17 protein-coding genes are annotated in these 22,498 nt (G+C 64.9%); 11 read left to right on the top strand and 6 right to left on the bottom strand.

Translation table 11 applies throughout. The features are described from left to right. Positions 1–88 precede the first annotated feature (88 nt). Positions 89–1,084 carry an ABC transporter substrate-binding protein gene (locus ACMFWR_RS01385; RefSeq protein WP_413193276.1) on the bottom strand — a complete coding sequence of 332 codons (996 nt, stop codon included), beginning with the start codon at positions 1,082–1,084 and terminating at the stop codon, positions 89–91. A gap of 189 nt (positions 1,085–1,273) precedes the next feature. Then, the gene (locus ACMFWR_RS01380) at positions 1,274–2,470 is read right to left on the bottom strand and encodes a LacI family DNA-binding transcriptional regulator (protein ID WP_413193275.1); all 1,197 of its coding nucleotides are present in this window, start codon (positions 2,468–2,470) and stop codon (positions 1,274–1,276) included. Positions 2,471–3,035: 565 nt separating this feature from the next. Between ACMFWR_RS01380 and ACMFWR_RS01375 the strand changes: the two genes are divergently transcribed. From ACMFWR_RS01375 to ACMFWR_RS01350, 6 genes are all read left to right on the top strand, one after another. Then, positions 3,036–3,926 carry an STAS domain-containing protein gene (locus ACMFWR_RS01375; RefSeq protein ID WP_413193274.1) on the top strand — a complete coding sequence of 297 codons (891 nt, stop codon included), beginning with the start codon at positions 3,036–3,038 and terminating at the stop codon, positions 3,924–3,926. A 6-nt stretch (positions 3,927–3,932) separates the two neighbouring features. After that, the gene (locus tag ACMFWR_RS01370; RefSeq protein WP_413193273.1) at positions 3,933–4,289 is read left to right on the top strand and encodes an STAS domain-containing protein; all 357 of its coding nucleotides are present in this window, start codon (positions 3,933–3,935) and stop codon (positions 4,287–4,289) included. Between the two features lie 27 nt (positions 4,290–4,316). Continuing rightward, on the top strand, positions 4,317–4,751 hold the full coding sequence (locus ACMFWR_RS01365; RefSeq protein WP_413194723.1) for an anti-sigma regulatory factor: 435 nt from the start codon (positions 4,317–4,319) through the stop codon (positions 4,749–4,751). Further along, the gene (locus ACMFWR_RS01360; protein ID WP_413193272.1) at positions 4,736–5,929 is read left to right on the top strand and encodes an ATP-binding protein; all 1,194 of its coding nucleotides are present in this window, start codon (positions 4,736–4,738) and stop codon (positions 5,927–5,929) included. The genes ACMFWR_RS01365 and ACMFWR_RS01360 overlap by 16 nt, the downstream gene beginning before the upstream one ends. 82 nt (positions 5,930–6,011) lie before the next feature. Next, entirely contained in the window at positions 6,012–7,910 is a 1,899-nt protein-coding gene (locus tag ACMFWR_RS01355; protein ID WP_413193271.1) for an ATP-binding protein, read from the top strand. Beyond that, complete coding sequence (locus tag ACMFWR_RS01350; protein ID WP_413193270.1) at positions 7,907–9,862, top strand: response regulator; 1,956 nt, start codon at positions 7,907–7,909, stop codon at positions 9,860–9,862. The genes ACMFWR_RS01355 and ACMFWR_RS01350 overlap by 4 nt, the downstream gene beginning before the upstream one ends. Before the next feature lie 12 nt (positions 9,863–9,874). On the opposite strand, the gene ACMFWR_RS01345 is transcribed toward ACMFWR_RS01350, so the two are convergent. The 3 genes from ACMFWR_RS01345 to ACMFWR_RS01335 all read right to left on the bottom strand — a co-directional run bounded on the left by ACMFWR_RS01345 (position 9,875) and on the right by ACMFWR_RS01335 (position 13,482). Then, positions 9,875–10,666: an endonuclease/exonuclease/phosphatase family protein gene (locus ACMFWR_RS01345; RefSeq protein WP_413193269.1), complete on the bottom strand. Its 792-nt coding sequence runs from the start codon at positions 10,664–10,666 to the stop codon at positions 9,875–9,877. A 21-nt stretch (positions 10,667–10,687) separates the two neighbouring features. Then, positions 10,688–11,290: a hypothetical protein gene (locus tag ACMFWR_RS01340; RefSeq protein WP_413193268.1), complete on the bottom strand. Its 603-nt coding sequence runs from the start codon at positions 11,288–11,290 to the stop codon at positions 10,688–10,690. Between the two features lie 98 nt (positions 11,291–11,388). Next, a complete protein-coding gene (locus ACMFWR_RS01335; protein WP_413193267.1) occupies positions 11,389–13,482 on the bottom strand; it encodes a putative bifunctional diguanylate cyclase/phosphodiesterase in 2,094 nt (697 codons plus the stop codon). 340 nt (positions 13,483–13,822) lie between these two features. On the opposite strand from ACMFWR_RS01335, the gene ACMFWR_RS01330 reads away from it, so the two are divergent. The 4 genes from ACMFWR_RS01330 (at position 13,823) to ACMFWR_RS01315 (ending at position 18,188) form a co-directional block, all read left to right on the top strand. Next, positions 13,823–14,803 carry an AAA family ATPase gene (locus ACMFWR_RS01330; RefSeq protein ID WP_413193266.1) on the top strand — a complete coding sequence of 327 codons (981 nt, stop codon included), beginning with the start codon at positions 13,823–13,825 and terminating at the stop codon, positions 14,801–14,803. Between the two features lie 64 nt (positions 14,804–14,867). Beyond that, a complete protein-coding gene (locus tag ACMFWR_RS01325; RefSeq protein ID WP_413193265.1) occupies positions 14,868–15,980 on the top strand; it encodes an NAD(P)/FAD-dependent oxidoreductase in 1,113 nt (370 codons plus the stop codon). Positions 15,981–16,193: 213 nt separating this feature from the next. After that, the gene (locus ACMFWR_RS01320; protein WP_413193264.1) at positions 16,194–16,502 is read left to right on the top strand and encodes a high-potential iron-sulfur protein; all 309 of its coding nucleotides are present in this window, start codon (positions 16,194–16,196) and stop codon (positions 16,500–16,502) included. Between the two features lie 540 nt (positions 16,503–17,042). Continuing rightward, positions 17,043–18,188, top strand: coding sequence for a branched-chain amino acid ABC transporter substrate-binding protein (locus ACMFWR_RS01315; protein ID WP_413193263.1), 1,146 nt, complete (start codon positions 17,043–17,045; stop codon positions 18,186–18,188). 256 nt (positions 18,189–18,444) lie between these two features. On the opposite strand, the gene ACMFWR_RS01310 is transcribed toward ACMFWR_RS01315, so the two are convergent. Beyond that, complete coding sequence (locus ACMFWR_RS01310) at positions 18,445–20,355, bottom strand: collagen-like triple helix repeat-containing protein (protein ID WP_413193262.1); 1,911 nt, start codon at positions 20,353–20,355, stop codon at positions 18,445–18,447. Between the two features lie 314 nt (positions 20,356–20,669). Here ACMFWR_RS01310 and ACMFWR_RS01305 point away from each other — a divergent pair, with 314 nt between their 5' ends. Then, entirely contained in the window at positions 20,670–22,496 is a 1,827-nt protein-coding gene (locus ACMFWR_RS01305) for a putative bifunctional diguanylate cyclase/phosphodiesterase (RefSeq protein WP_413193261.1), read from the top strand. Positions 22,497–22,498: the final 2 nt, after the last annotated feature.

Here is a 22,498-nt window from a genome sequence, read left to right as displayed (position 1 = left end):
GCCGGCCAGGCGCATCGCGCGAGGCCGGCGTCCGGTCCGTCCATCTGTCCGGTCAGTGCCCGGTCTTTCGATCCGGGCACTGTGCCGATCAGTAGCCGTCCTTCATGCTCGCGTCGACGTTGGACTTGTCGTAGAACTTGTCCGACACCTTGATCCACGTCGGGATCGTTTCGCCCTTCGCGTACTTCTGCGCGGTCTCGCACGAGATCGGGCCGAAGAACGGCGAGGACTGCACGTCGGCGCCGAGTTCGCCGGCCTTGATGGCTTCGAGCGCGCCCTTCGTGCCGTCGATCGACACAAGCGTGATGTCCTTGCCCGGCACCTTGCCCGCTGCCTTGATCGCGGCGATCGCGCCGAGCGCCATTTCATCGTTGTGCGCGTACACAGCCGTGACTTCCGGATGCGACTGCAGCAGCGTTTCCATGACCTGGCGGCCCTTGTCGCGTGCAAAGTCACCCGATTGCGACGCGATGATCTGCATGCCCGAGTGCGACGAGATCTCGTCGTCGAAACCCTTCTTGCGGTCGTTCGCAGCCGACGCGCCCGTCGAGCCTTCGAGCTCGATGATCTTCGCGTTGCCGTTGGTCGCCTTGATCAGCCAGTCAGCGGCGCGCTTGCCCTGGTCGATGAAGTCGGAGCCGATGAACGTGACGTAGTCCTTGCCGGCGACGGCGAGCGACTGATCGACGTTACGGTCGACGAGGATCACCGGAATGCCGGCCTTCTTCGCTTCGAGAATCACCGGCGCGAGCGGCTTTTCTTCACGCGGCGGGAACACGAGCAGATCGACCTTCTGGGCGATCATGCTGCGGATATCGGAGACTTGCTTGGCGGCCGAGCTGTTGGCGTCGGTCATGACCATCTGCCAGCCGCACTTCGCGGCGACGTCCTTGAACGACTTGGTTTCAGCGAGACGCCACGGGTTGTTGCTTTCGGTCTGGGCAAAGCCGACCTTCAGCGGTTTTTTCTGCGCGAGTTTCGGCAGCGCTGCGTCGTCTGCCGACGCGGAGCCGGCAGCGGCCGCGCACGCGAGCGCGATCATCGAGGCAATCAGGGGACGGGTCCAGCGAGCGTTGTGCAACATTGTCTTCCTCCAGGGTTTTTTGTCGAAGCGCCAATCGTGTTGCGTGAGTCCGGAACTCTCGTTCCTTCTTTGGACTTGCTTTGGTCTTTCTGGTCTTGCCTTCCGTTCGCGACAGCGTGTCAGGCTCAGGCGCCCGGCGATTGTTCCATCGCGTTTATGAATCGTCAATCGCTAATAATTACTAATGGATCAGGAAGCCTCCTTGCTTGTACGCCGGCGCGCACCGCTCGCGCGGGTTCCGGATGACGAGGACCGCGGCGTGGCAGACGCTGCGCGGGGTGAGGGTGTGTCAGAAACGGGAGAAGCGGCCGACACGGGTTCGGCCGGTGCATCGGCGGCCGGGCCGGCCACCGATGCACGTTCGATCAGCGGGCCGTCGAGCTTGACCACGCGTTTGCGCAGCGGCGCGCCGGCTTCATGGTTTTCGTGCTCCTGGAGCAACGCCTCCACAGCCCAGCGACCCAGTTCGTAGTTCGGCAGCAGCACCGTCGACAAGGGCGGATGCGTATGCCGGGCGATTTCCTGGTCGTCGTAGCCCATGACGGAGACGTCTTCCGGCACGCGCAGACCGAGCTGCTTGAGCGCCTCGATCGCACCGATTGCCGTCAGGTCGTTCGCGCAGAAGATGGCCGTCGGCGGACTCGGCTCGCGCATCAGCGAAAGCGTCTGCTCGAAACCCAGGCCCGAGCTCCAGTCGCCGTCGCGCGTCAGCGCTTCGTCGAACGGCACGCCGGCGGTTGCCAGCGCCTGCCGATAGCCTTTGAGGCGGTCCTTGGCTGCGTCCTGCCAGGGTTCGCCGTTGATATAGCCGATGCGCCGGTGCCCTTGCGCCAGCAGATGCTCGGTTGCCGCGTGGCCGCCGATCACTTCGGCCGGCAGCACCGACGAGTAAGAGTGATCGGAGGTGTAACAGTTGAGCAGCACGGTCTGCACGTCGCCGAGCGCTTCGGGCACATTGACCTTGCGCGTATAGACAGTCGCGTAGATCACACCGAGCAGATTGGGCAGCGCGAGCACGGAGCGCAGCACCTGCGCTTCGATCTCGGCATTGCCATGGGTCGAGTAGACCGTCAGCAGATAGCCGCGCTCCCAGGCAGCGTCGCGTGCCCCGTCGATATTCACGACCGGGTGCGGGCTCGTCGAGATTTCGTCGGCGAGGTACACGATCAGGTTGCGCGGGCTGTGCGCAACCGGCGCCGACGCCGGCGCACGGCCCGTCAGGCGATAGCCGAGCGCATGGGCGGCCTCGTGCACCTTGGCGCGCGTGGCCTCGGAAAACTTCGCCCCGGCCGCGTCATTGAGCACGAGCGAAACGGTCGATTGCGAGACGCCGACCGCTTTCGCGATGTCGGTCATGGTTGGCCGGCGTTGAGTGGTTTTTTTCATCGTCTGGTTCGATATACATCCCGACCAAATCACAGGCAGGCGCGGCGAAGTTAGCATTAATATTTCTGAACGCCAATGCGTTCAGGCCTCGGGATTTACGCTTAGCGCAAGCCCCGTAAGGGTTTCAGCCCAAAAATTATTATTAATAAGCTTGCGGAAACACCGATTCACGCAGGCAGTCGTCGGGTTTCATCCTGGTTTCGTCATGGGTCGACGGGCCGTGCCATCGGCTCGAATAAAAACGGCGATTCAAACCCTGCCTGACCCATATAACACGCGCCCGTTTTTATCGGGAATATTTGCTTACACGACTGAAAATCATCGAAAGCACCCGGTCATCCTGACCGTGCGTTATCGCACGTAATTCATTGATACTTAAAGAATTCGGCGAAAACATAAAAAAGCGGGTCAGTACACCATGCACGTCAAAGCCTGCGTGCTAGAGTGCACGACGCCTCCCGCCCGGGCACGCTGTCCAGCCCGCCGAAGGCACCGACATCGATCAACGATTCCGCCGTATCGCGTAGCGCGGCGTCGCACCCCGCCCGACCGAAGGAAAACATTTATGAATGCATTGGACGGCACCCGTCTTGCCCAGATTCTTGCGTCGCGCAAGGAAGAAGTGCTCACCGCGTGGATAGGTCAGCAGCTTGCGCTTTCGTCGCGCCGCGGCCTGACCAGCGACGTCGAGATGCGCAGCCAGTTCTCGAATTTCCTCGACGTGTTCCTCAACGCGCTCGCGACGTCGGACTCGCTGGAGTCGGATCGCGACACGTGGAACCCGGTGCGCAACTACCTTGCCGACGTCTCGGCGCAACGCGCACGTCAGGGCTTTACCCCGGGTGAGACGGCGACCTTCGTCTTCTCCCTGAAGCAGCCGATGTTTACACAGGTGCGCGCGGCCGTGACCGATCCCGCCGAACTGGCCGCGATCACGTGGGCCATCAGCCTGCTGCTTGATAACTTCGGCCTGTACACGATGGAGGTCTATTCGCGCAGTCGTGAGCAGATCATCGCGCGCCAGCAGCAAGAGCTGCTCGAACTGTCGACCCCCGTTGTCCAGCTCTGGCAGGACATCCTCGCACTGCCGCTGATCGGCACCCTCGACTCGTCGCGCACGCAGGTCGTGATGGAAAGCCTGCTGCAGAAGATCGTCGATACCGGCGCATCGATCGCGATCATCGATATCACCGGCGTACCGACCGTCGACACGCTCGTCGCCCAGCATCTGCTGAAGACCGTGGCCGCTGCACGGCTGATGGGCGCCGACTGCATCATCAGCGGCATCCGTCCGCAGATCGCGCAGACCATCGTCCACCTCGGCGTAAACCTGAGCAACGTCATCACGAAGGCCACGCTCGCCGACGCGTTCATCGTCGCGCTCAAGCGCCTGGGCAAGCCGCTGCCCTCCAGCGCGGCGGCCGGCGACGGTTCGTCTTCACCCGATCTTCTGTAAAACGCCATGGACCGTATCCCGATTCTGCGGATGGGCCGATTCCTGATCGTGACGATCCAGGTCGACATGCACGACCGGCTCGCGATGACGCTTCAGGAGGACCTGACCGCACGCATCGTTCAGGATCGCGCGAACGGCGTGCTGATCGACATCTCGTCGCTCGACGTGGTCGACTCGTTTATCGGGCGCATGATCGGCAACACTGCTGCGATGGCGCGCGTGCTCGACGCGCAGACCGTCGTCGTCGGCATGCAGCCGTCTGTGGCGATCACCCTCGTCGAACTCGGTCTCACGCTATCGGGTGTGCGTACCGCGCTCAATGTCGAGCGCGGCATGGACCTGTTGCGCGAAGTTCTCGACTGATATGAGCGAGTCGACCCCGTGCTCATGATGAACAGCCACCCTGACGGCGCGATTGAGATTCGCTCGCAGTCGATGTGCGGACTGCGCTCCGACGAAGAAATCGTGCGCCTGCGCCAGGCCCTGCGTGAGCAGGCGATTGCACAGGGCTTCTCGCTCGTCGAGCAGACCAAGTTCGTGACGGCCGCCAGCGAGCTCGCGCGCAACACGCTGCGCTACGGCGGCGGCGGCGACGTGCGCGTCGACATCCTCGCGAGCGGCACGAAAAAAGGCATCCGGCTCGTGTTCACCGATCATGGTCCGGGTATTGCAGATCTCGACCGCGCATTACAGGACGGTTTCACCACCGGCGGCGGCCTGGGCCTCGGACTCGGCGGCGCCAAGCGCCTGTGCGACGAGTTCGAGATCGTGTCGGCACCGGGCCAGGGCACGACGGTCACGGTGACCAAATGGAAGCTGTTTTGAACAATGTACCGTCCGATCACGCGGCTTTCGCCATCGCCGACGCCAGCAGCGTCGCCTTTGCGCGTCGAGGCGCGGTCGATGCCGCACGCCGCATCGGCCTGAACGAGACGGACGCGGGTCGCGTCGCGCTGATCGTGACGGAGGCGGCCACCAATATCCTGAAGCACGCGAGTCACGGCGAGATACTCGTGCGGGAGCTGTGCACAAACGCTGCGTCCGCGCCTGGTGACACGCCATCCGGTATCGCAGTTGCACCGGCACCGGCACCTGGACAGGCATCAGGACAAGCATCGGCACAGGCATCGGCATCCCGTAACGGCACACCCGCGGCTCAAGGCGGCATCGAAGTGATCGCGCTCGACAACGGCCCCGGCATTCATGACCTTCATGCCGCGTTCGCCGACGGCATGTCGTCGGCCGGCACGCCAGGCAACGGACTTGGCGCGATGCGCCGTCTTGCGAACGACTTTGCGATCTACTCCCAGCCCGGCAGCGGCACGGCGATTCGGGCCTATGTGCAGCAGGGGACCGGCGCCCTGCAGCGCGCGAGCGGCCCCGACACGGTCGATATGGGCGGTGTCGGCGTGCCGTATCCCGGAGAAGAAGTTTGCGGCGATGCGTGGACCGTGATTGCCGATGCGCGCGGGCTAACCCTGCTCGTCATCGACGGCCTCGGTCATGGCCCCGATGCGCACCGTGCCGCGGTGGCCGGCGTCGGCGTCGTTCAGTCCCACCGCGGACGCGCTCCAGGTGAGCTGATCGAGCGCATGCACGATGCACTGAGGCCGACGCGAGGCGCGGCCGCGGCGGTCGCACGCATCGACTTCGAGACCAACCGCGTGACATTCGCCGGCGTCGGCAACATCAGCGCATCGGTGCATGGCGCCGACGACGACGCGATGTCCGTGGCCACCGGCCACGCACGTGCGCGTCAGCTGGTGTCGCACAATGGCATCGTCGGGCACACCGTACGCAAGATCCAGGAGTTCGAGTCGCCGTGGTCGCGCCATGCGATGCTCGTCATGCATTCCGACGGCGTCGCGACGCGCTGGCAGATCGAACAGTATCCGGGCCTCGCCAATCACAGCGCGTCGCTGATTGCCGCCATGCTCTACCGCGATTACTCGCGGCGGCGAGACGACGCGACCGTCGTTGTGGTCAAGGCGCCCAACAGTTAAGCCCGTGCGGAACCCGGCGGGTGTCCGGCCCTGTGTCAGACATCGACCGGATCCAGGTCCGCGCTGATCAAGGTGAATCGAGATGCGATTGCGAATCCTGTCCATGGCGATCGACGACGAACAGGCCGTCGTCGCAGCGCGGCAACGCTCGCGCGATATCGCGCGTGAACTCGGCTGCACGCCGATCGACCAGACGCGCGTCGCGACGGCCGTGTCCGAAATCGCACGCAACGCGTTCGAGTACGCGCGCAATGGCCGCGTCGATTTCGAAATCGAAGGGGATACGCGTCCCCAGTTGCTGCTGATCCGTGTCAGCGACAAGGGCCCGGGCATCGAGGACCTCGATGCGCTGCTCGCCGGCCGTTATCGCTCGAAGACGGGCATGGGCATCGGCATCGTGGGCTCGCGACGGCTGATGGATCAGTGCAATATCGAATCCGTTCGCGGCGAAGGCACCACCGTCACGCTCAAGAAGCTGCTGCCCGACACCGCGCCGCTCGTCACGCCCGAACTTGTCGGTCAGCTCAGTGCCACGCTCGCGGCGCATGCGCCCGGCGGGTCGTTCGGGGAAGTCCAGCAACAGAACCGCGAGCTGATCGCCGCGCTGGCCGACCTGCGCGACCGCCAGATCGAGCTGACGCAGCTCACGCAGGAACTCGAGGACACCAATCGCGGCGTCGTCGCCCTCTATGCGGAACTCGACGAGCGTGCCGACCATCTGCGGCGCGCCGACGAAATGAAGTCGCGCTTCCTGTCGAACATGAGCCACGAGTTCCGTACGCCGCTGAGTTCGATCCGTGCACTATCGAATCTGCTGCTCGATCGCGTCGACGGCGACCTGGGCGCCGAGCAGGAACGTCAGGTGACTTTTATTCGAAAGGCCGCTGAAGACCTCTCGGAGATCGTCAACGACCTGCTCGACCTCGCCAAGATCGAAGCCGGCAAGATCGAGATTCATCCGGCGCCGTTCGAAGTCGCGTCGCTGTTCTCGGCGCTGCGCGGCATGCTGCGCCCGCTGCTCGTCGGCAATTCCGTGGACCTCGTGTTCGAGGATGCGGGCGCGCTGCCCGAGCTGCGCACCGACGAAGCCAAGGTCGCGCAGATCATCCGGAATTTCGTGTCGAACGCGCTCAAGTTCACCGAGCGCGGCGAAGTGCGTGTGAGCGCCCGGCTCGATGCCGATGCGTGTCATGTGATTTTTTCGGTCGCCGATACCGGTATCGGGATCGCCGAGGCCGATCAGCAACGGATCTTCGAAGAATTCGGGCAGATCGAGAACCCGCTGCAGCAGCGAGTGAAGGGCACCGGCCTGGGCCTGCCGCTGTGCACCAAGCTCTGCAATCTGCTGGGCGGGCGCATCACGCTGCAAAGCACGCCGGGCGCCGGGTCGGTCTTCTCGGCGATCGTGCCGCGCGACTACGTGCGGCCGGGACAAAGCGAGTTCGATATCGATGCGCTGCGGCTCGACGACGGCAAGCTCCCCATTCTGATCGTCGAAGACGAGCCGCAGGTGCAGGTCATTTACGAAGGGTATTTGCGCGCGACGCATTACCAGCCGATCATGGTCCGTGCGCTTCACGATGCGACCCAGGTGCTCGACCGGCTGAAACCCGCCGCCATCGTGCTCGATATCCTGCTTGCGGGCGAAGACAGCTGGCACTGGCTTGCCGCGATCAAGTCGTCGCCCGAGCGGCGCGCCATTCCGCTGATCGTCGCAAGCGAGGTCGACGACCCGCGCAAGGGACGCGCGCTCGGCGCCGATGCGTACTTCATCAAGCCCCTGGCCCGCGACGTGCTAGTCACAACCCTCGACCGCATGACTGCCGACGCCTCCGAAGGGCCCGACGCGGGCGCATGGGCGGGGGCCGCGGCACGCGATTCAGCGCGCGCGGCACCGCCGGATGCCCCGGCTGCCGGGCCGGTGAGCACGCGCGCCGAGGTGCCGTGGTCCACTTCGCCGCACAACGGAGACCATCCATGACGCCGGAATCCCACGCGCTGATTCTCAACGTCGACGATAACGACGGCGCGCGTTATGCAAAATCGCGCGTACTTTCACGCGCGGGTTTCGAAGTCATCGAAGCCGCAACCGGTGCGAGCGCGCTCGAAAAAGTCCGCGCCGACTCGCCCGACCTCGTCCTGCTCGACGTCAAGCTGCCCGATATCAACGGACTCGATGTCTGCCGCCAGATCAAGCTCGACCCGCAGACCGCCACCACGGTCGTATTGCAGACCTCCGCAGCAGCCGTTCACACGGTCGACAAGGTGCGCGCGCTCGACGGTGGCGCTGACAGCTATCTGACCGAACCGATCGAGCCCGCCGAACTGATCGCGAACGTCCGCGCACTGCTGCGCCTGCGCAATGCCGAGAGCGCGCTGCGCGAAAGCGAAGAGCGCTTCCGGCAGCTCGCCGACAATGTCGACGACGTGTTCTGGATGCTCGATCCCGCGCACGACACCCTGCTCTATATCAGTCCGGCTTATCGAACCCTCTGGGGTCGCGAACCGGTGCCGAGTGCACGCGGCATCACGCACTGGTCCGAAGGCGTGTGTCCCGATGATGCGCCGCGGATCGCCGAGGCCGCGCAAGCGTTGCGCCGGGGTGAACGGTATGAGCAGGAGTACCGCGTCGAACGTCCCGACGGTTCGCTGCGCTGGGTGCGCGAGCGTGCGTTTCCGGTGCCCGACGCCACCGGCCGGCCGTACCGGCTCGCGGGCATCGTGACCGATATCACCGAGCGCAAGACCAGTGAATTGCTGCTGCGCGAAGCCGACCGCCGCAAGGACCAGTTTCTCGCGATGCTCGCCCACGAGCTGCGCAATCCGCTCGCGCCGATCCGCAATGCCGTCGAGATCATGGATCCGCGCAATGCACTCTCACGCGAAGCGCTCGATGAAGCGCGCATGATTGTGTCGCGCCAGGTCACCCACCTGAGCCGGCTCGTCGACGATCTGCTTGACGTATCGCGCATCACGCAGGGCAAGATCACACTGCGCCACGAGCCGGTCGATCTCGCGGCAGCGATCTCGGCCGCCATCGAGACGGTGCACCCGATGATCGACCGCAAGCATCACACCCTGCGTGTCGTATCGGTCGAGGAACCGGTGATCCTGATGGGCGATGCGGTGCGCGTCGCGCAGGTCATCGGCAACCTGTTGTCGAATGCGTCAAAATACACGCCCGAAGGCGGCACCATCACGCTGTCGGCCGAAGCACGACCCGATACGATCGCGATCCGCATCACCGATAACGGTATCGGTATCGACGCCTCGATGCTGCCGCATATCTTCGAGTTGTTCGTCCAGTCGGAAAGCTCGCTCGAACGTTCGGAGGGTGGACTGGGCATCGGACTCCCGCTCGCGAAACGTCTCGTCGAGCTGCATGGTGGCCGGCTCGATGCGCGCTCCGCGGGCATCGGGCACGGCAGTGAATTTACCGCGACCTGGCCGCGCCGCGTGGCGAGCGTCAGCGAGGTCCCTGTTCAGAAGGACAATGCTGTGGAAGATGCCGTGTCTGCACGCCGCGTGCTGCTCGTCGACGATAGCGTCGACGCCGCGTCGGCCATGTCGTTGCTGCTCGAAACACTCGGTCACGACGTGCATGTCGCTCATGACGGCATGACCGCGCTCGAGATGGCAGGACAATGGACGCCTGAAGTCGTGATTCTCGATATCGGATTGCCGGGCATGGATGGCTATCAGATCGCGCGCGCCATGCGCGAACGCGAAACGACGGCCGGTGCGCTGCTGATCGCCCTGACCGGCTACGGTCAGGCCAGCGACCGCCAGCGCTCGCATGAGGCGGGGTTTGATATCCACTTTGTCAAACCCGTGTCGTTCAACGAGATCGAGCAGGCCATCGCTGAACGCGGATCGCACGGTACGCCGCGCAATATGACGCCGGTTCAGCAGCGCGACGGCACGGCGGCCTGAGCGCCCCCGTCACTACGCGAGCTTGAGCCGAGCCATATACGGCAGATGATCCGACAGCCACGCGGTTCGCCGATCGGGCTCGAGCCAGTCGACGGGCGTAAAGCCCCGCACGAACATCTTGTCGAGCGCGAGCGTCGGTGAGAACGCGGGGAAGGTCCGCCCCGGCCGCCCGAGCGCAGTCGCGACTTCCGACATGCCGAGCGCGCCGAACAACGGCACCGAGTCGTTTTTCCAGTCGTTGAAGTCGCCCGCGAGCACGAGCGGCCCCTTTGGCGCGTCGCGTTCGATCCAGTGTGCAATCCACGTCATCTGCCGCAGCCGCGCCGCACGCGTCAACGCAAGATGCGCGCAGAGCAGATGCACATCGACGCCCTGGAAATTCACACGTGCGACCAGCAGCCCGCGCCGCTCGAAACGGTGCGCGGAGATATCCCACCGGCCGCCGAGATCGAGCGGGTGGGGCGACAGAATCGCATTGCCATGCCGCCACGAGGGCTTGAACACGTTCTGCCCGAGCGCGAGCTGCAACCGTAGCGAGGTTGCAATCTCGGTCGCCTGGCAATCCCAGAGGTCCGGCGGAATCCCCGACATCGCCTCGCCGAAACGGCTCGATGACGACGCAAGCGGCAGACGCCTCGCCATGGCTTCCTGAAGAAAATACGCGTCAGCGCCAACGGTGCGGATCCAGTCGCGCATCTCGTTGAATGCCTGCAGACCCAACGGCGTCCTGCCCTTGTGCAGGTTCCAGCTGACGGCAAGAAATTCGTCGTGGGGGAAAAAATTCGTATCGTCGGGATTTCGCATGCGCAGCCGGCAGATCGAGCGCTATTTTGGAGACACCATCGAATCGGAAGCCCCGTGTGCACCCGGCGCACCCGGTGCATCGGGCACGGACGCGGGCGACGAAGCCGTGTCAGCTGTCGGCGGTCTTTCGATCGACGCCTGCAAGCGGTACACGAGCGTCGGGTCGTGTGCGACCACCGTCCAGTCGGTCCAGCCCGTCTTGCCGACCACGAGCGCGGGATGCGTCGCGTGCACCACCCGGGGTTGCGGCGGCAGCGTGCAGCCCTCTTTGGTCTGCTGCGATGCCGGGTCTTCGAGCGTTTCGGTGGCGTCGATGACGAAGCTCACGCCGTGATCGTCGGCCGATGACGGGGTCACTGCAATCGTACGTGTCAGCGAAGCGCGTGCCTGAGGAACCTGCGCACATCCCACGGCGTGCACGGCATCGTGTTCGCGAGTCTGGGTCTGGGTTTGTTCGAGCGGTGTATCGGCCTTGAACGTGTCGACCGTTACACCGTTCTCGACGACTTCGAGCTGCCAGTGCACCAGCGGCGTCGAAGCCTGGGCGTGTGCCGCCGACACGGCGAAACACGACATCGCTGCGCACACCACGGCCGCGAACGTGCGCGGCGTCGGCCACTTCATGAGCGCCTCCGGCTTGGGGATGACGCTGCATAGTAACGCGTTCGCGCGAAACCCCGCAGCAGGCAGGGTAACGATGTGTTGCCCTCGCCGGGCCCGGGTCAGGTCAGCTCGGGCTCGGTCCGGGTCTGCTCGCGCAGCAGCGAGGCGAATGCATCGGCCGTCAGCGGCCGGGCCAGCAGGAAGCCCTGCACCTGATCGCACAGCAGGCTGTTGAGCTTGTCGAGCTGTGTCTTCGTTTCGACGCCTTCGGCGACGACGTCCATCTGCAGCGAATGCGCGAGCGCGATGATGGCCGATACGATCGCGTAGGCTTCCTCGCCATGCTTGTCGAGCCCGTCGGTGAAAAAGCGATCGATCTTGAGCTGCTTGACGCGGAATTGCTGGAGATAGGCGAGGCTCGAATAGCCTGTGCCGAAATCGTCGATCGCGATCTCGAAGCCGTGCGAATGGAATTCGCGGATGCACTCGGCGGTCTTCTCCGCGTTCTGCATCGCGACCGATTCGGTGATCTCGAACATGATGCGTTCCGGCGCGACGCCATGCGCATCGACGATCGCGCGCATCCGGTCGACGAGATCGCGTTCGCGCAACTGGCTCGGCGACAGGTTGATCGCGACCTTGGTGCGCGCAAGCCCGGCCTTGTCCCACTCGACGAGCGTCCGGCACGTCTCGGCGAGGACCCAGTAACCGATCTGGATGATCTGGCCCGACCGTTCGGCGACCGGAATGAATTCGAGCGGCGGCACGGTGCCCAGCTCGTCATCGAACCAGCGGATCAACGCTTCGCAGCCGACGAGCCGTTTCGTCGCACCGTCGTACTTCGGCTGGAAATGCAGCGCCAGGCGTCCGTGCCTGAGCGCCTCCTGAAGCCCGCGCTGCATGGCGAGCGTGCGCTTGGCCGTCTCGGTCATCTCGGGCTCGAACACCCGATACGTATTGCGCCCGCTTTGCTTGGCGCCGTACATCGCGGCATCGGCGTTGCGCAGCAGATCCTCGACGGTCAGGCCGTCGCGCGGATGCATCGCGATGCCGATACTCGGCGTCACGCGGATAGGCACGCCATCGACGATCAGGTTCTCTTCCATTTGCGTGAGGATCAGCGCGGCGACGGCCGACGCGTCCTGCGGCAGATTCAGCTGCTCGACAACGACGACAAACTCGTCGCCACCGATTCGCGCGATCGTGCCGTAGCGGCGCACCGACTGCCGCAGGCGCTGGGCGAAGGCCTTGAGCACGCCGTCGCCGACCGAGTGACCGAGCGAATCATTGATGGTCTTGAACCCGTCCAGGTCCATATAAAGGACAGCGAACGGCCGGCCCGTGCGCTGCGCGCGCGTGATCGCGCGGCCCACGCGCTGTACCAGCGTCGCGCGATTCGGCAGATCGGTCAGCGTGTCGAGGGCAGCGAGACGCAGCAACTGACGGTTGAGCGTCGACAACGAGGTCGACATCTCGGCGGTGCGGTTCTGAAACCGGCGCTCCGCCGTCGACAACGACACCGTCCCTGCGAGCAGCGTCAGCGTAAAGATGGTCAGGGTCAGCGCGAGCCAGTTGGTGTCGACATCGTTGGCCGAAACGCACATCGCGCCCGGCGCGATCGAAGCGGCCCACATGCCCGTGTAGTGCATGCCGCAGATCGCGACACCCATCACAACGGCCGCACCGGTGCGCTTGGCGACGAGATGGGTGGTTTCTTCGGAGCGCAGACGATGCGCGATCGCGAGCGCGGCAATCGACGCGACGATCGCGATGCCCACCGACAACGCGACCCGCAGCGGGTCATAGGCGATCGGCGGCGACATCTGCATCGCCGCCATGCCCATGTAGTGCATCGACGAAATGCCGAAACCCATGAGCACGCCGCCGATGCCCAGGCGGCGCGACGACAGCACCGAGGTCGATACGATGCGCAACGCGAAGTACGAGACGGCGATCGCCACGAGCAGCGACCCGACAGTGGTGTTCAGCTGATACCCGACGCGGATCGGCAGCTCGAATGCAAGCATGCCGATAAAGTGCATCGCCCAGATCCCGACGCCGAGCGAGAGTGCGCCACCGACGAGCCAGCGGGTCCGGTTGCTCTCCTCGAGCGGATTGGCAAGCCGCCCCGCGAGATCGAGTGCGACATACGACGCCACGCTCGCGACCAGCAACGAGAGCATGACAAGCAACGGGTTGTAGGAACTGTCCATACGAATCCTTCCATTCAGTTCGCGATACGGCGAAGTCGGGATTCGCCTGCGCTCAGCCCCTGATCGTCCAGTTAACGGCAAAGGGTCGGACGACTTAAATCTGACCAATGCCCGTGTCGCGCCGAAGCGACGCACGGCATCCGCCCGCTTCTGTCCGCTTCTGTCCGCGGTCGCCGCGTCAATCGCCGAACGCCATGCCGGGCCGTCATCGCATGGGTCGCGGCTGCGAAGTCCTGATCCCGGTGTCCGCTTTGGCAGCACACGCATGGCACTGCTAGCTTGCGTCATTTATGTCCATCGATACACTGAGATCGACAACAGGGTGCAAGCGGGGTGCATCATGACAACGACAGCAGTGGTCCGTCAGGAACTGGCGGTCGCGGCCTTCAAGAAGGTCTATGACATCGGTGCGGTCGAAGCCGCGCTCGGTGAACTCGGCGACAACGCCAACGACGCGCTGCGCGCGACCTACGAAAAGATGCTTCGGATCGGCGGTCTGCGCTTTTGCGTCAAGCCGAATCGAATGCCGGCCTTCGAGCAGATTGGCGAAGATCTGCCCAATTTCCTCGAGCCCCTCGAAGATGTGCGCCGTCAGGTCGCGCTGTGCAGCGAGACCGACGATCGCCTCGAACTCTCGCCGATGCTGCTGCTCGGTGAACCCGGGATCGGCAAGACGCACTTCGCCAAGCACCTGGCCAGAGTGCTGGGCACCGCGTGTCACTACGTTGCCATGAGTTCGCTGACCGCGGGCTGGATCCTCTCGGGTGCCTCGTCGCAATGGAAAAACGCGAAGCCTGGCAAAGTCTTTGAGGCCCTCGTGCATGGCAGCTATGCGAACCCCGTGATCGTCATCGACGAACTCGACAAGGCGAGCGGCGACGCCAACTACGATCCGCTCGGTGCGCTATACGCACTGCTCGAGCACGACACGGCCTCGAGCTTCACGGATGAGTTCGCCGAAGTACCGATCGATGCAGCGAGCGTCGTCTGGATCGCCACGGCCAACGACGTGCGCACGATCCCCGAGCCGATCCTGAACCGGATGAACGTCTACGAAATCCCGGCGCCCGATCACGACGGTGCGCGCCGGATCGCGCAAACCATCTACACTGAGATTCGCGACTCCCATGCATGGGGAGCGCGCTTTCCCGAGCATCTTGATCCGACGCCGCTCGACAGGCTGGCCGCCATGAAGCCGCGCGAAATGCGACGCGCCGTGCTCCATGCGTTCGGCAACGCGAGGCTCGCGGGGCGTGATACCGTGGAAGGCACAGATGTCGAACTCGACCGCCTCGCGAAACGTCGCCCGATAGGCTTCTGAAACCGACAGGCTTCTGAAGTCGTCGACGTCTCGCCCGAAGCGGCAATAAGAAGGAGGAGACGGGATGGATCGCATCGAGTGCGTCGTAGTCGGCGCGGGCGTGATCGGGCTCGCGATTGCACGCGAGTTCGCCGCACGCGGACATGAAGTCCTGATTCTCGAAGCCGCCGACGCGATCGGCACGGCGACGAGTTCGCGTAACAGCGAGGTCATTCACGCCGGTATCTATTCGCCGCCCGACTGGCTCAAGACGCGACTCTGCGTCGAGGGCCGCCGGCGTCTCTATGCGTATTGCGAGTTGCACAATGTCGCGCACGAGCGCTGCGGCAAGCTCATCGTCGCCACGCGCGACGACCAGATTCCCGCGCTCGACGCCATCGCCGAGCGCGCACGCGCAAACGGTGTCGAAGACCTGCGCCGTATCGACGCCGCAGAAGCGCGGGAGCTCGAGCCCGAACTCGCGTGCTCGGCTGCGCTGCTGTCACCCAGCACCGGAATCGTCGACAGTCATCAGCTCATGCTCGCCTTGCAAGGCGATGCGGAGCGAGACGGTGCGATGCTCGCGGTGCGCTCGCCGCTGATCTCGGCCGAGGTCCGCAACGACGGCTTTATCGTCCGCGCCGGCGACGATCCGCTGGCGCCCCTCGCCCTGCATGCGCGCTGGCTCATCAACGCGGCCGGACTCGGCGCACCCGACGTCGCCGCGAAGATCCAGGGTCTTGCACCGAATCACGCACGCAAACAGTTCTTCGCGCGCGGCAACTATTTCAGTCTGGCCGGGCGCGCGCCGTTTTCCCGCCTCATCTATCCGATGCCCGGAGAAGCCGGGCTTGGCGTGCACCTCACGCTCGATCTCGGCGGCCAGGCCAAGTTCGGCCCCGACGTCGAATGGATCGATGACATCGCCTACGACGTCGACCCCGCGCGTGCCGATCGTTTCTATGCGGCGATCCGCGAATACTGGCCGGCGTTGGCCGACGATGCGCTGCAGCCTGCCTATTCCGGCATCCGGCCCAAGCTGTCCAGCCCCGGTCAGCCGGCCGTGGACTTCGCGATCGACGGGCCGGCACGGCATGGCGTCAAGGGGCTGGTGAATCTGTTCGGCATCGAATCGCCGGGTCTCACCGCGTGCCTCGCGATCGCCGCCCACGTCGCAACGCTAGCCGAACTGTCCTGAAGCGCTGCGTCTGCGACGCTGCGTCCCCCGGCCGACGTCTTCGCGCGCGCCGGGCCGAGTTTGCGCGTGCGTACTGTCGCTGCGCGCCGCCTCCGCCATCCGTCGTCCCTTCATGACACTGTGCCCTGCGCATATTGTTGCTATGCTCGTCGCGCCACGCACGTGGCCCCCACATTCGAAAACATAAGAAGCACAGACAAGGACAGGCTCTCCATGAAGAACTCCCGTCGCTCGTTCCTCATTCACGGTGTCGGCGTCATGTCGGCGTTCGCGCTGACCCGCACGGCAAGCGCAGCGGACCCGCTCTCCGAGACCGATCCGACCGCGCAGGCCCTCGGATACAAGGCCGATGCCACGAAGGTCGACAAGGCCAAGTTCTCGCACTACCAGGCCGGTGACAAGTGCGGGACATGCGCGCTTTACCAGGGCGCGGCCGGCTCCGCCTCGGGCGCCTGCCCGATGTTCGGCGGCAAGCTCGTCAATGCGAACGGCTGGTGCAACGCCTATTCGAAGAAGGCCTGAGTCCGGGCCAGCCATGAGTCCGTGACGGCGCCGTTTCAGCCGCTGGCAGAGCGGCTGGTAGAGCGGGCTGGTAGGGCGGCGCCGTCTCTCGACAACAGGGGTTATACCTAGGCTGTCAACCGCATACACGAACCCACCGTTTCGGCAACAATCCCGTCTGATCCGCGGATGTGCATCGGGGCCAGAAGCCCGCAAAGATGCACTTTTCGGACAGGAATAAAGGGATGTGAAGCGGGATGCAAAGCGGCCCGACCCGATGCTTGACGAGCATCCCGGGGAAACCCCGGGGACGCGTAAAACAAGGGTTCGGCGGTAGAGTGTGCCGAATTGACGGGCGGTTCGAAAAACCAACACCAAACTTTTTGAAACGCACTACACTCGGCGCTGGTTGCGCAGAGCACCGGCCGCACGTCGACACCTATGCGACGCCGGCCTCTGCACGAAGCCGGACGATGCAACTGCGCAGTCGTCACGGGGAGATGCCGGGATTACACCGACCCGGCAGGTGCGACTGACTTTTGACCTGAACTGGAGACTTACATGAAGCACAAGCTGCAAACTGTGTTGCCGATCGCCGCTGCTGCGGTTCTTTACGCCGCCTTTGCGACGAGCGCCTCGGCCGACGAAGTCGTCAAGATTGGTCACGTTGCTCCGCTGACCGGCGGTATCGCCCACCTGGGCAAGGACAATGAAAACGGCGCACGCCTCGCCGTCGAGGAAATCAACGCCAAGGGCCTGACGATCAATGGCCAGAAGGTGACGCTGCAGCTCGACGCGCAAGACGACGCGGCTGACCCGCGTCAGGCTACGCAGGTCGCACAGCGCCTGGTCGACGACAAGGTCGTCGGCGTGGTGGGCCACTTGAACTCGGGCACGTCGATCCCGGCTTCGAAGATCTACAGCGACGCGGGCATCGTCCAGATCTCGCCGTCGGCAACGAACCCGACCTACACGCAACAAGGCTTCAAGACGACGTACCGCGTCGTGGCGACCGATGCGCAACAAGGTCCGGCACTCGCGAACTACGCGGCCAAGAGCCTGAAGGTCAAGAACGTCGCCATCGTCGACGACGCAACGGCCTACGGCGAAGGTCTCGCCAACGAATTCGAAAAGACCGCCAAGTCGCTGGGCCTGAACGTCGTGTCGCACGATGCGACGAACGACAAGGCTGTCGACTTCCGCGCGATTCTGACGAAGATCAAGGGCGAGAAGGTCGACGCGATCATGTACGGCGGTATGGACGCAACGGGCGGCCCGTTCGCCAAGCAAGCGAAGCAGCTCGCGATCACCGCCAAGGTGCTCGCAGGCGACGGCGTCTGCACGGAAGACTTGTCGAAGCTCGCTGGCGACGCTGCTGACAACGTGATCTGCTCGCAAGCCGGTATGGCCCTCGAAAAGATGGCTGGCGGCGCGGAATTCCAGACCAAGTATCAAAAGCGTTTCAACCAGCCGATCCAGATCTACGCACCGTTCACGTATGACGCTGTGTACATCATCGTCGACGCGATGAAGCGTGCGAACTCGACGGATCCGGCGAAGATCCTGGCTGCGATGCCGGCAACCGACTACAAGGGCGTGATCGGCGAGACGCAATTCGACTCGCACGGCGATCTGAAGTCGCCGGTCATCTCGCTGTACGACTACAAGGGCGGCAAGAAGACGCTGCTCGACATCGTCAAGATGTAAGAGCCTGATGCATCACGCGTGATACGTCGCGCGTGATGTGCTGCGAATTGCGAAGGCCCCGGGGGAATACCCCGGGGCCTTTGTGTTTGTGCGGAGGCTGATCGATGTGCGGTCAGCTCAGTTTCGCTCAGGTTCGTTGCGGTCCACCGCCGTCCTGTCGGTCAACGTCGAGCATCCGTACGCTGCGCCGGAACAGATCGCGCAGCGCACCGGGCCCGGAGTGTGTTGAAGCGGTGTCCCTCCGGGAGATGGCCGACTACTTGTGCGAAAGCCCGCCGAGCAGCGTCGTCACCGGTGACAGCAGACCGCCTTCGTTCGAGTTGCTCGAGTTACTCGACGAGGCCGTGACCGAGCCGCCGACGGCGATACCCACTGCACCCGACAACGTGCCCGTTACGCCACCGAGCAATCCGGTGACCGGCTGAAGCGGATTCGAGCCGCCGCCCTGCGATCCGGAGCCGCCACCCGTCCCGCCCGTTGCCCCTCCCGCCGCGCCAGACACGGTGCTCACCACGGTGGTCACGACCGTCGTCAAAGGCGCAAGCGGATTGCTTCCACCGCTGCCGCCAAGACCGCCTGCGCTGCCAAGACTTCCGGTGATCGCGCTCAGCGCACCCGTGACCGGAGCGATCGGATTCGCGCTGCCGGAGCCGCCGGTCAGCGAGCCGAGCACACCGGTCAACGGAGCGAGCGGGTTCGTGCCGCCGCCCGAACCGCCGCCTAAGCCCGGCAAGCCGCCAAGACCCGGTAATCCGCCACCCGACGAGCCGCCACCCAAGCCGGGCAGGCTTCCCAGAATCGGCAAACTGCCGAGGCCCGGTAAGCCTCCGCCGGATGACCCGCTGCCACCCAATCCCGGGAGGCTTCCGAGAATCGGAAGGCTGCCAAGGCCCGGCAGCCCTCCGCCGGACGACCCGCTGCCGCCCAACCCCGGGAGACTTCCGAGGCCCGGCAGGCCGCCGCCGCTCTGGCCGAGCAGACCGACAAGCGGCGCGAACGGGTTCGCCGTGCCCGGCGCGCTGAACAAGGCGCCCGCGTCGTACACCGTCTGGCCGGCGGACGTCACGACATGGCCAAGATCCTGTGCAACCGCGTTGCCGGTCGCGCCCGAGACCTTCTGCCCTGCACCGATCACACCGTTGCCGACAGTCTGGAGCACGCCGGTAAGCGCACCGCCGAGGCCCGTCGCATCACCGAGTGTCTGCGTGGTCCCGGTCACGGTCGTGGTGATCGGGACAACGACGTTGCTCAGCGACTGGGTGACCGCTTCCACCGGTGCGTTCGCCAGCGCGGTGCCGAGTTGCGCGCCACCCTTTTCGATCGCCGTGCCGAGCGTCGATACGGCGCTGCCCAGCGGCGAGGTCAGCGGCGCTAGCGGCGACAGCGCGCCCGACATGCCGAGGCTCGTCACCATCTGCCCTGCGCTGTCGATCGCTTCGCCGGCATCGGTCACGACATTGCCGGTGCTGGCCAGCGTGATGCCAACCGGATTGACGGCGGTGCCGAGGTCGCCAAGACCGAAGGCGACGCCCGAGCCGAGCGCAGTCACTGCATCACCCGTATGCGACACGACATTGCCGAGATCCGTCGATGTCGCCGGATTGCCGCCGGGCACTGACGTTGAACCGATCTGGCCGCCCAGTGCGTTGACCGTCTGTCCCGTCGTGGTCAGCACATTGCCCGCATCGCCCACCACGGGGCCGACGGCGTTGACGACCGGCGGCAGCGAGCCTGCAGGCCCGGTCGGTCCCGCAGGTCCTGCGGGGCCCGTCGGTCCAGTGGGTCCCGCGGGTCCGGCAGGTCCCGTCGGCCCGGTCGATCCCGTCGGCCCGGTGGGTCCCGCAGGCCCGGTGGGTCCTGCCGGGCCTGCAGGTCCGGTCGGTCCCGTCGCACCTGTCGCGCCTGTTGCTCCCGTCGCTCCCGTCGCTCCCGTCGCACCTGTTGCTCCCGTCGCTCCGGTCGCACCCGTGCTCCCTGAGCCGCCCGAGCCGCCGCCCGTTCCACCGCCCGAGCCGCCACCGCTGCTGCTCGAACCGCCCGTCGTCGACGTCCCGGTCGCGCCCGTCGTCCCCGTCGATGTGACCTTGCGAGGACCCGCCGGATCGGTCCCGCATCCGTAAATCGTCATCAGCAACGCCACGCTCGCCGCAATCGCACTTCGTCTCATTCCGTTGTTCATGGTCTGCCTCCCCGTGTGGAAAATGCGACGACACTTTCTGCAACTCCCATACCAATGCGAGAAACGCGACCCGGCGCACAGTCGGCGCGGCAGAAGTCCCTAAGAATCGGGCCCAGTGAACTGTTTAAAGCGGTGCGCGGGTATCGCGCACGCGTGCGCGTCACCCTGATGCCGTTACGTAACGCTGCGGAGCGAAACCTTCCGGCAGCGATGTAAACCCCGTTTGCGACGCATGCTTAGGACGTCCGATTACGTCCGACTACGCCCGAACACGTCCGATTGCATCCGCTTCTGGAGACACTATGAGTGCGCACGATGCGCGGCTCGTTGCCAGTGAATACATGACCCCCTTGCTGGGCCTCGTCGAGGCGCTGGCCGAGGGCGTCGTGCTGCGCCTCGAGAATGGGCGAATCATCTACGCGAACAAGGCAGCGGCGCGCATCCTCGGCACCTCGCGCGAGGCGTTGCTCGATGCGCGCTCCCCGCGGCTCGTGCGCGCGCTCGTCAACGATCAGGGCCGGCGCCTGCGCCGGCGCGACTGGCCCGACGCCCGTGCGTTGCGCACCGGCGAGACCGTGCGCGAAGCCTTCGTCGGCATCATCAACGGCAAGGACGACAACGTGCGCTGGCTGATCGCGACATGCCAGCCGCTCGCTGCCAATGACGACATCGCATCGCGCTGCGTGATGATCTCGTTCGAGGACGTCACCGAAGTCCGCGAAGCGCGCCGGCGAGTGCGTTACCTCGCGACGCACGATTCGCTGACAGGCTTGTTCAACCGCGCCTCATTCGAGGAAACGATGCAGGCCGCGCTCGAACGCGGCGCGCGACGCGGTGCGTCACACGCCCTGCTCTATGTCGACCTCGACCGGTTCAAGGGCATCAACGACTCCTTCGGTCACACCGTCGGCGACGGTTTGCTTCAGCAGCTCGCACGCCGGTTCGAATCCATCGTCGGGCCCGCTGGACAACTCGCACGCTGGGGCGGCGACGAATTTCTCGTGCTGCTCGAAGATGCCGCTGATGCCGAATCGATCGCCCGCCGGCTGATCGATGCAGCCGCGGAACCGTGCGATATCGGCCCGCTGTCGGTGAGTATCGGTGTGTCGATCGGCATCGCGATGGCGCCCGAGCACGGCGCCGATATCGCGACGCTGCTGCGGCATGCCGACACCGCAATGTATCGGGCGAAGGAACACGGCCGTCGCCAGGCGGAAGTCTTCAACCCGGCGATGAACGCCCATCTCGAACGCCGCGCGCGGGTTGAAGCGGGGTTGCGCCGCGCGCTCGAGCGCGACGAACTGTCGATCGCCTATCAGCCGGTCACGGATTTGCGTTCCGGCGAGATGACGGGCGTCGAAGCGTTATTGCGCTGGCGCTCGTTCGAACTCGGCGAGGTGCCGCCGGCTGAGTTCGTGCCCCTCGCCGAAGAGACAGGCCTGATCGTGCCGATCGGCGAATGGGCGATGAAGCGCGTGTTTGCGCAAGCCGCTCGGTGGCAGGCGCTGCAGGCCGCACACGGGGCAACACTGCCGCTGGGATCGCGCAGACGGCTTCCGCTGCGCGTTGCGTTGAATGTGTCCGCGCGGCAGTTACTCTGGTCGAACCTGGCCGACACCGTCGAGCAGGCGCTTGCCGAAAGCGGCGTGATGGCGCGCCGTCTCGACTTCGAGCTCACCGAAAGTCTGTTGTTGCAGGACTCCGCCACGCTCGCGCGCAATCTCGCGCGACTGCAACAGATGGGGATACATTTTTCGATCGACGACTTCGGCACAGGCTATGCGTCGATGTCGTACCTGCTGCGTTTTCCGATTTCGACGCTCAAGATCGACAAATCATTTATCGGTCGCGTGCCGGGCGATCGCGACGCGATGTCGATCGCAGAGGCCATCGTCGCCATGAGCAGCGCACTCGGGCTGCGGTGTATCGCCGAAGGGGTTGAAACAGCGGCACAGCTCGAATTCCTCCGGATGGTCGATTGCGACGCCATCCAGGGATTTCTGATTGCCGAGCCGCTCGAAGCCGAAGAGATCAGCCAGCGTTTGCTCGCGCCGATCGACGCCGAAGCGGGCCCCGCCGAACCCTGGCTGCCCGTGGCCGACTCGAAGTCGCTGATCCGCGACCGGTAATT

Origin of the sequence: Pararobbsia alpina, assembly GCF_965118125.1 — a bacterium.
In the GTDB taxonomy this organism is placed as follows: domain Bacteria; phylum Pseudomonadota; class Gammaproteobacteria; order Burkholderiales; family Burkholderiaceae; genus Pararobbsia; species Pararobbsia alpina_A.
This window is presented reverse-complemented; position numbering and strand designations above follow the sequence as displayed.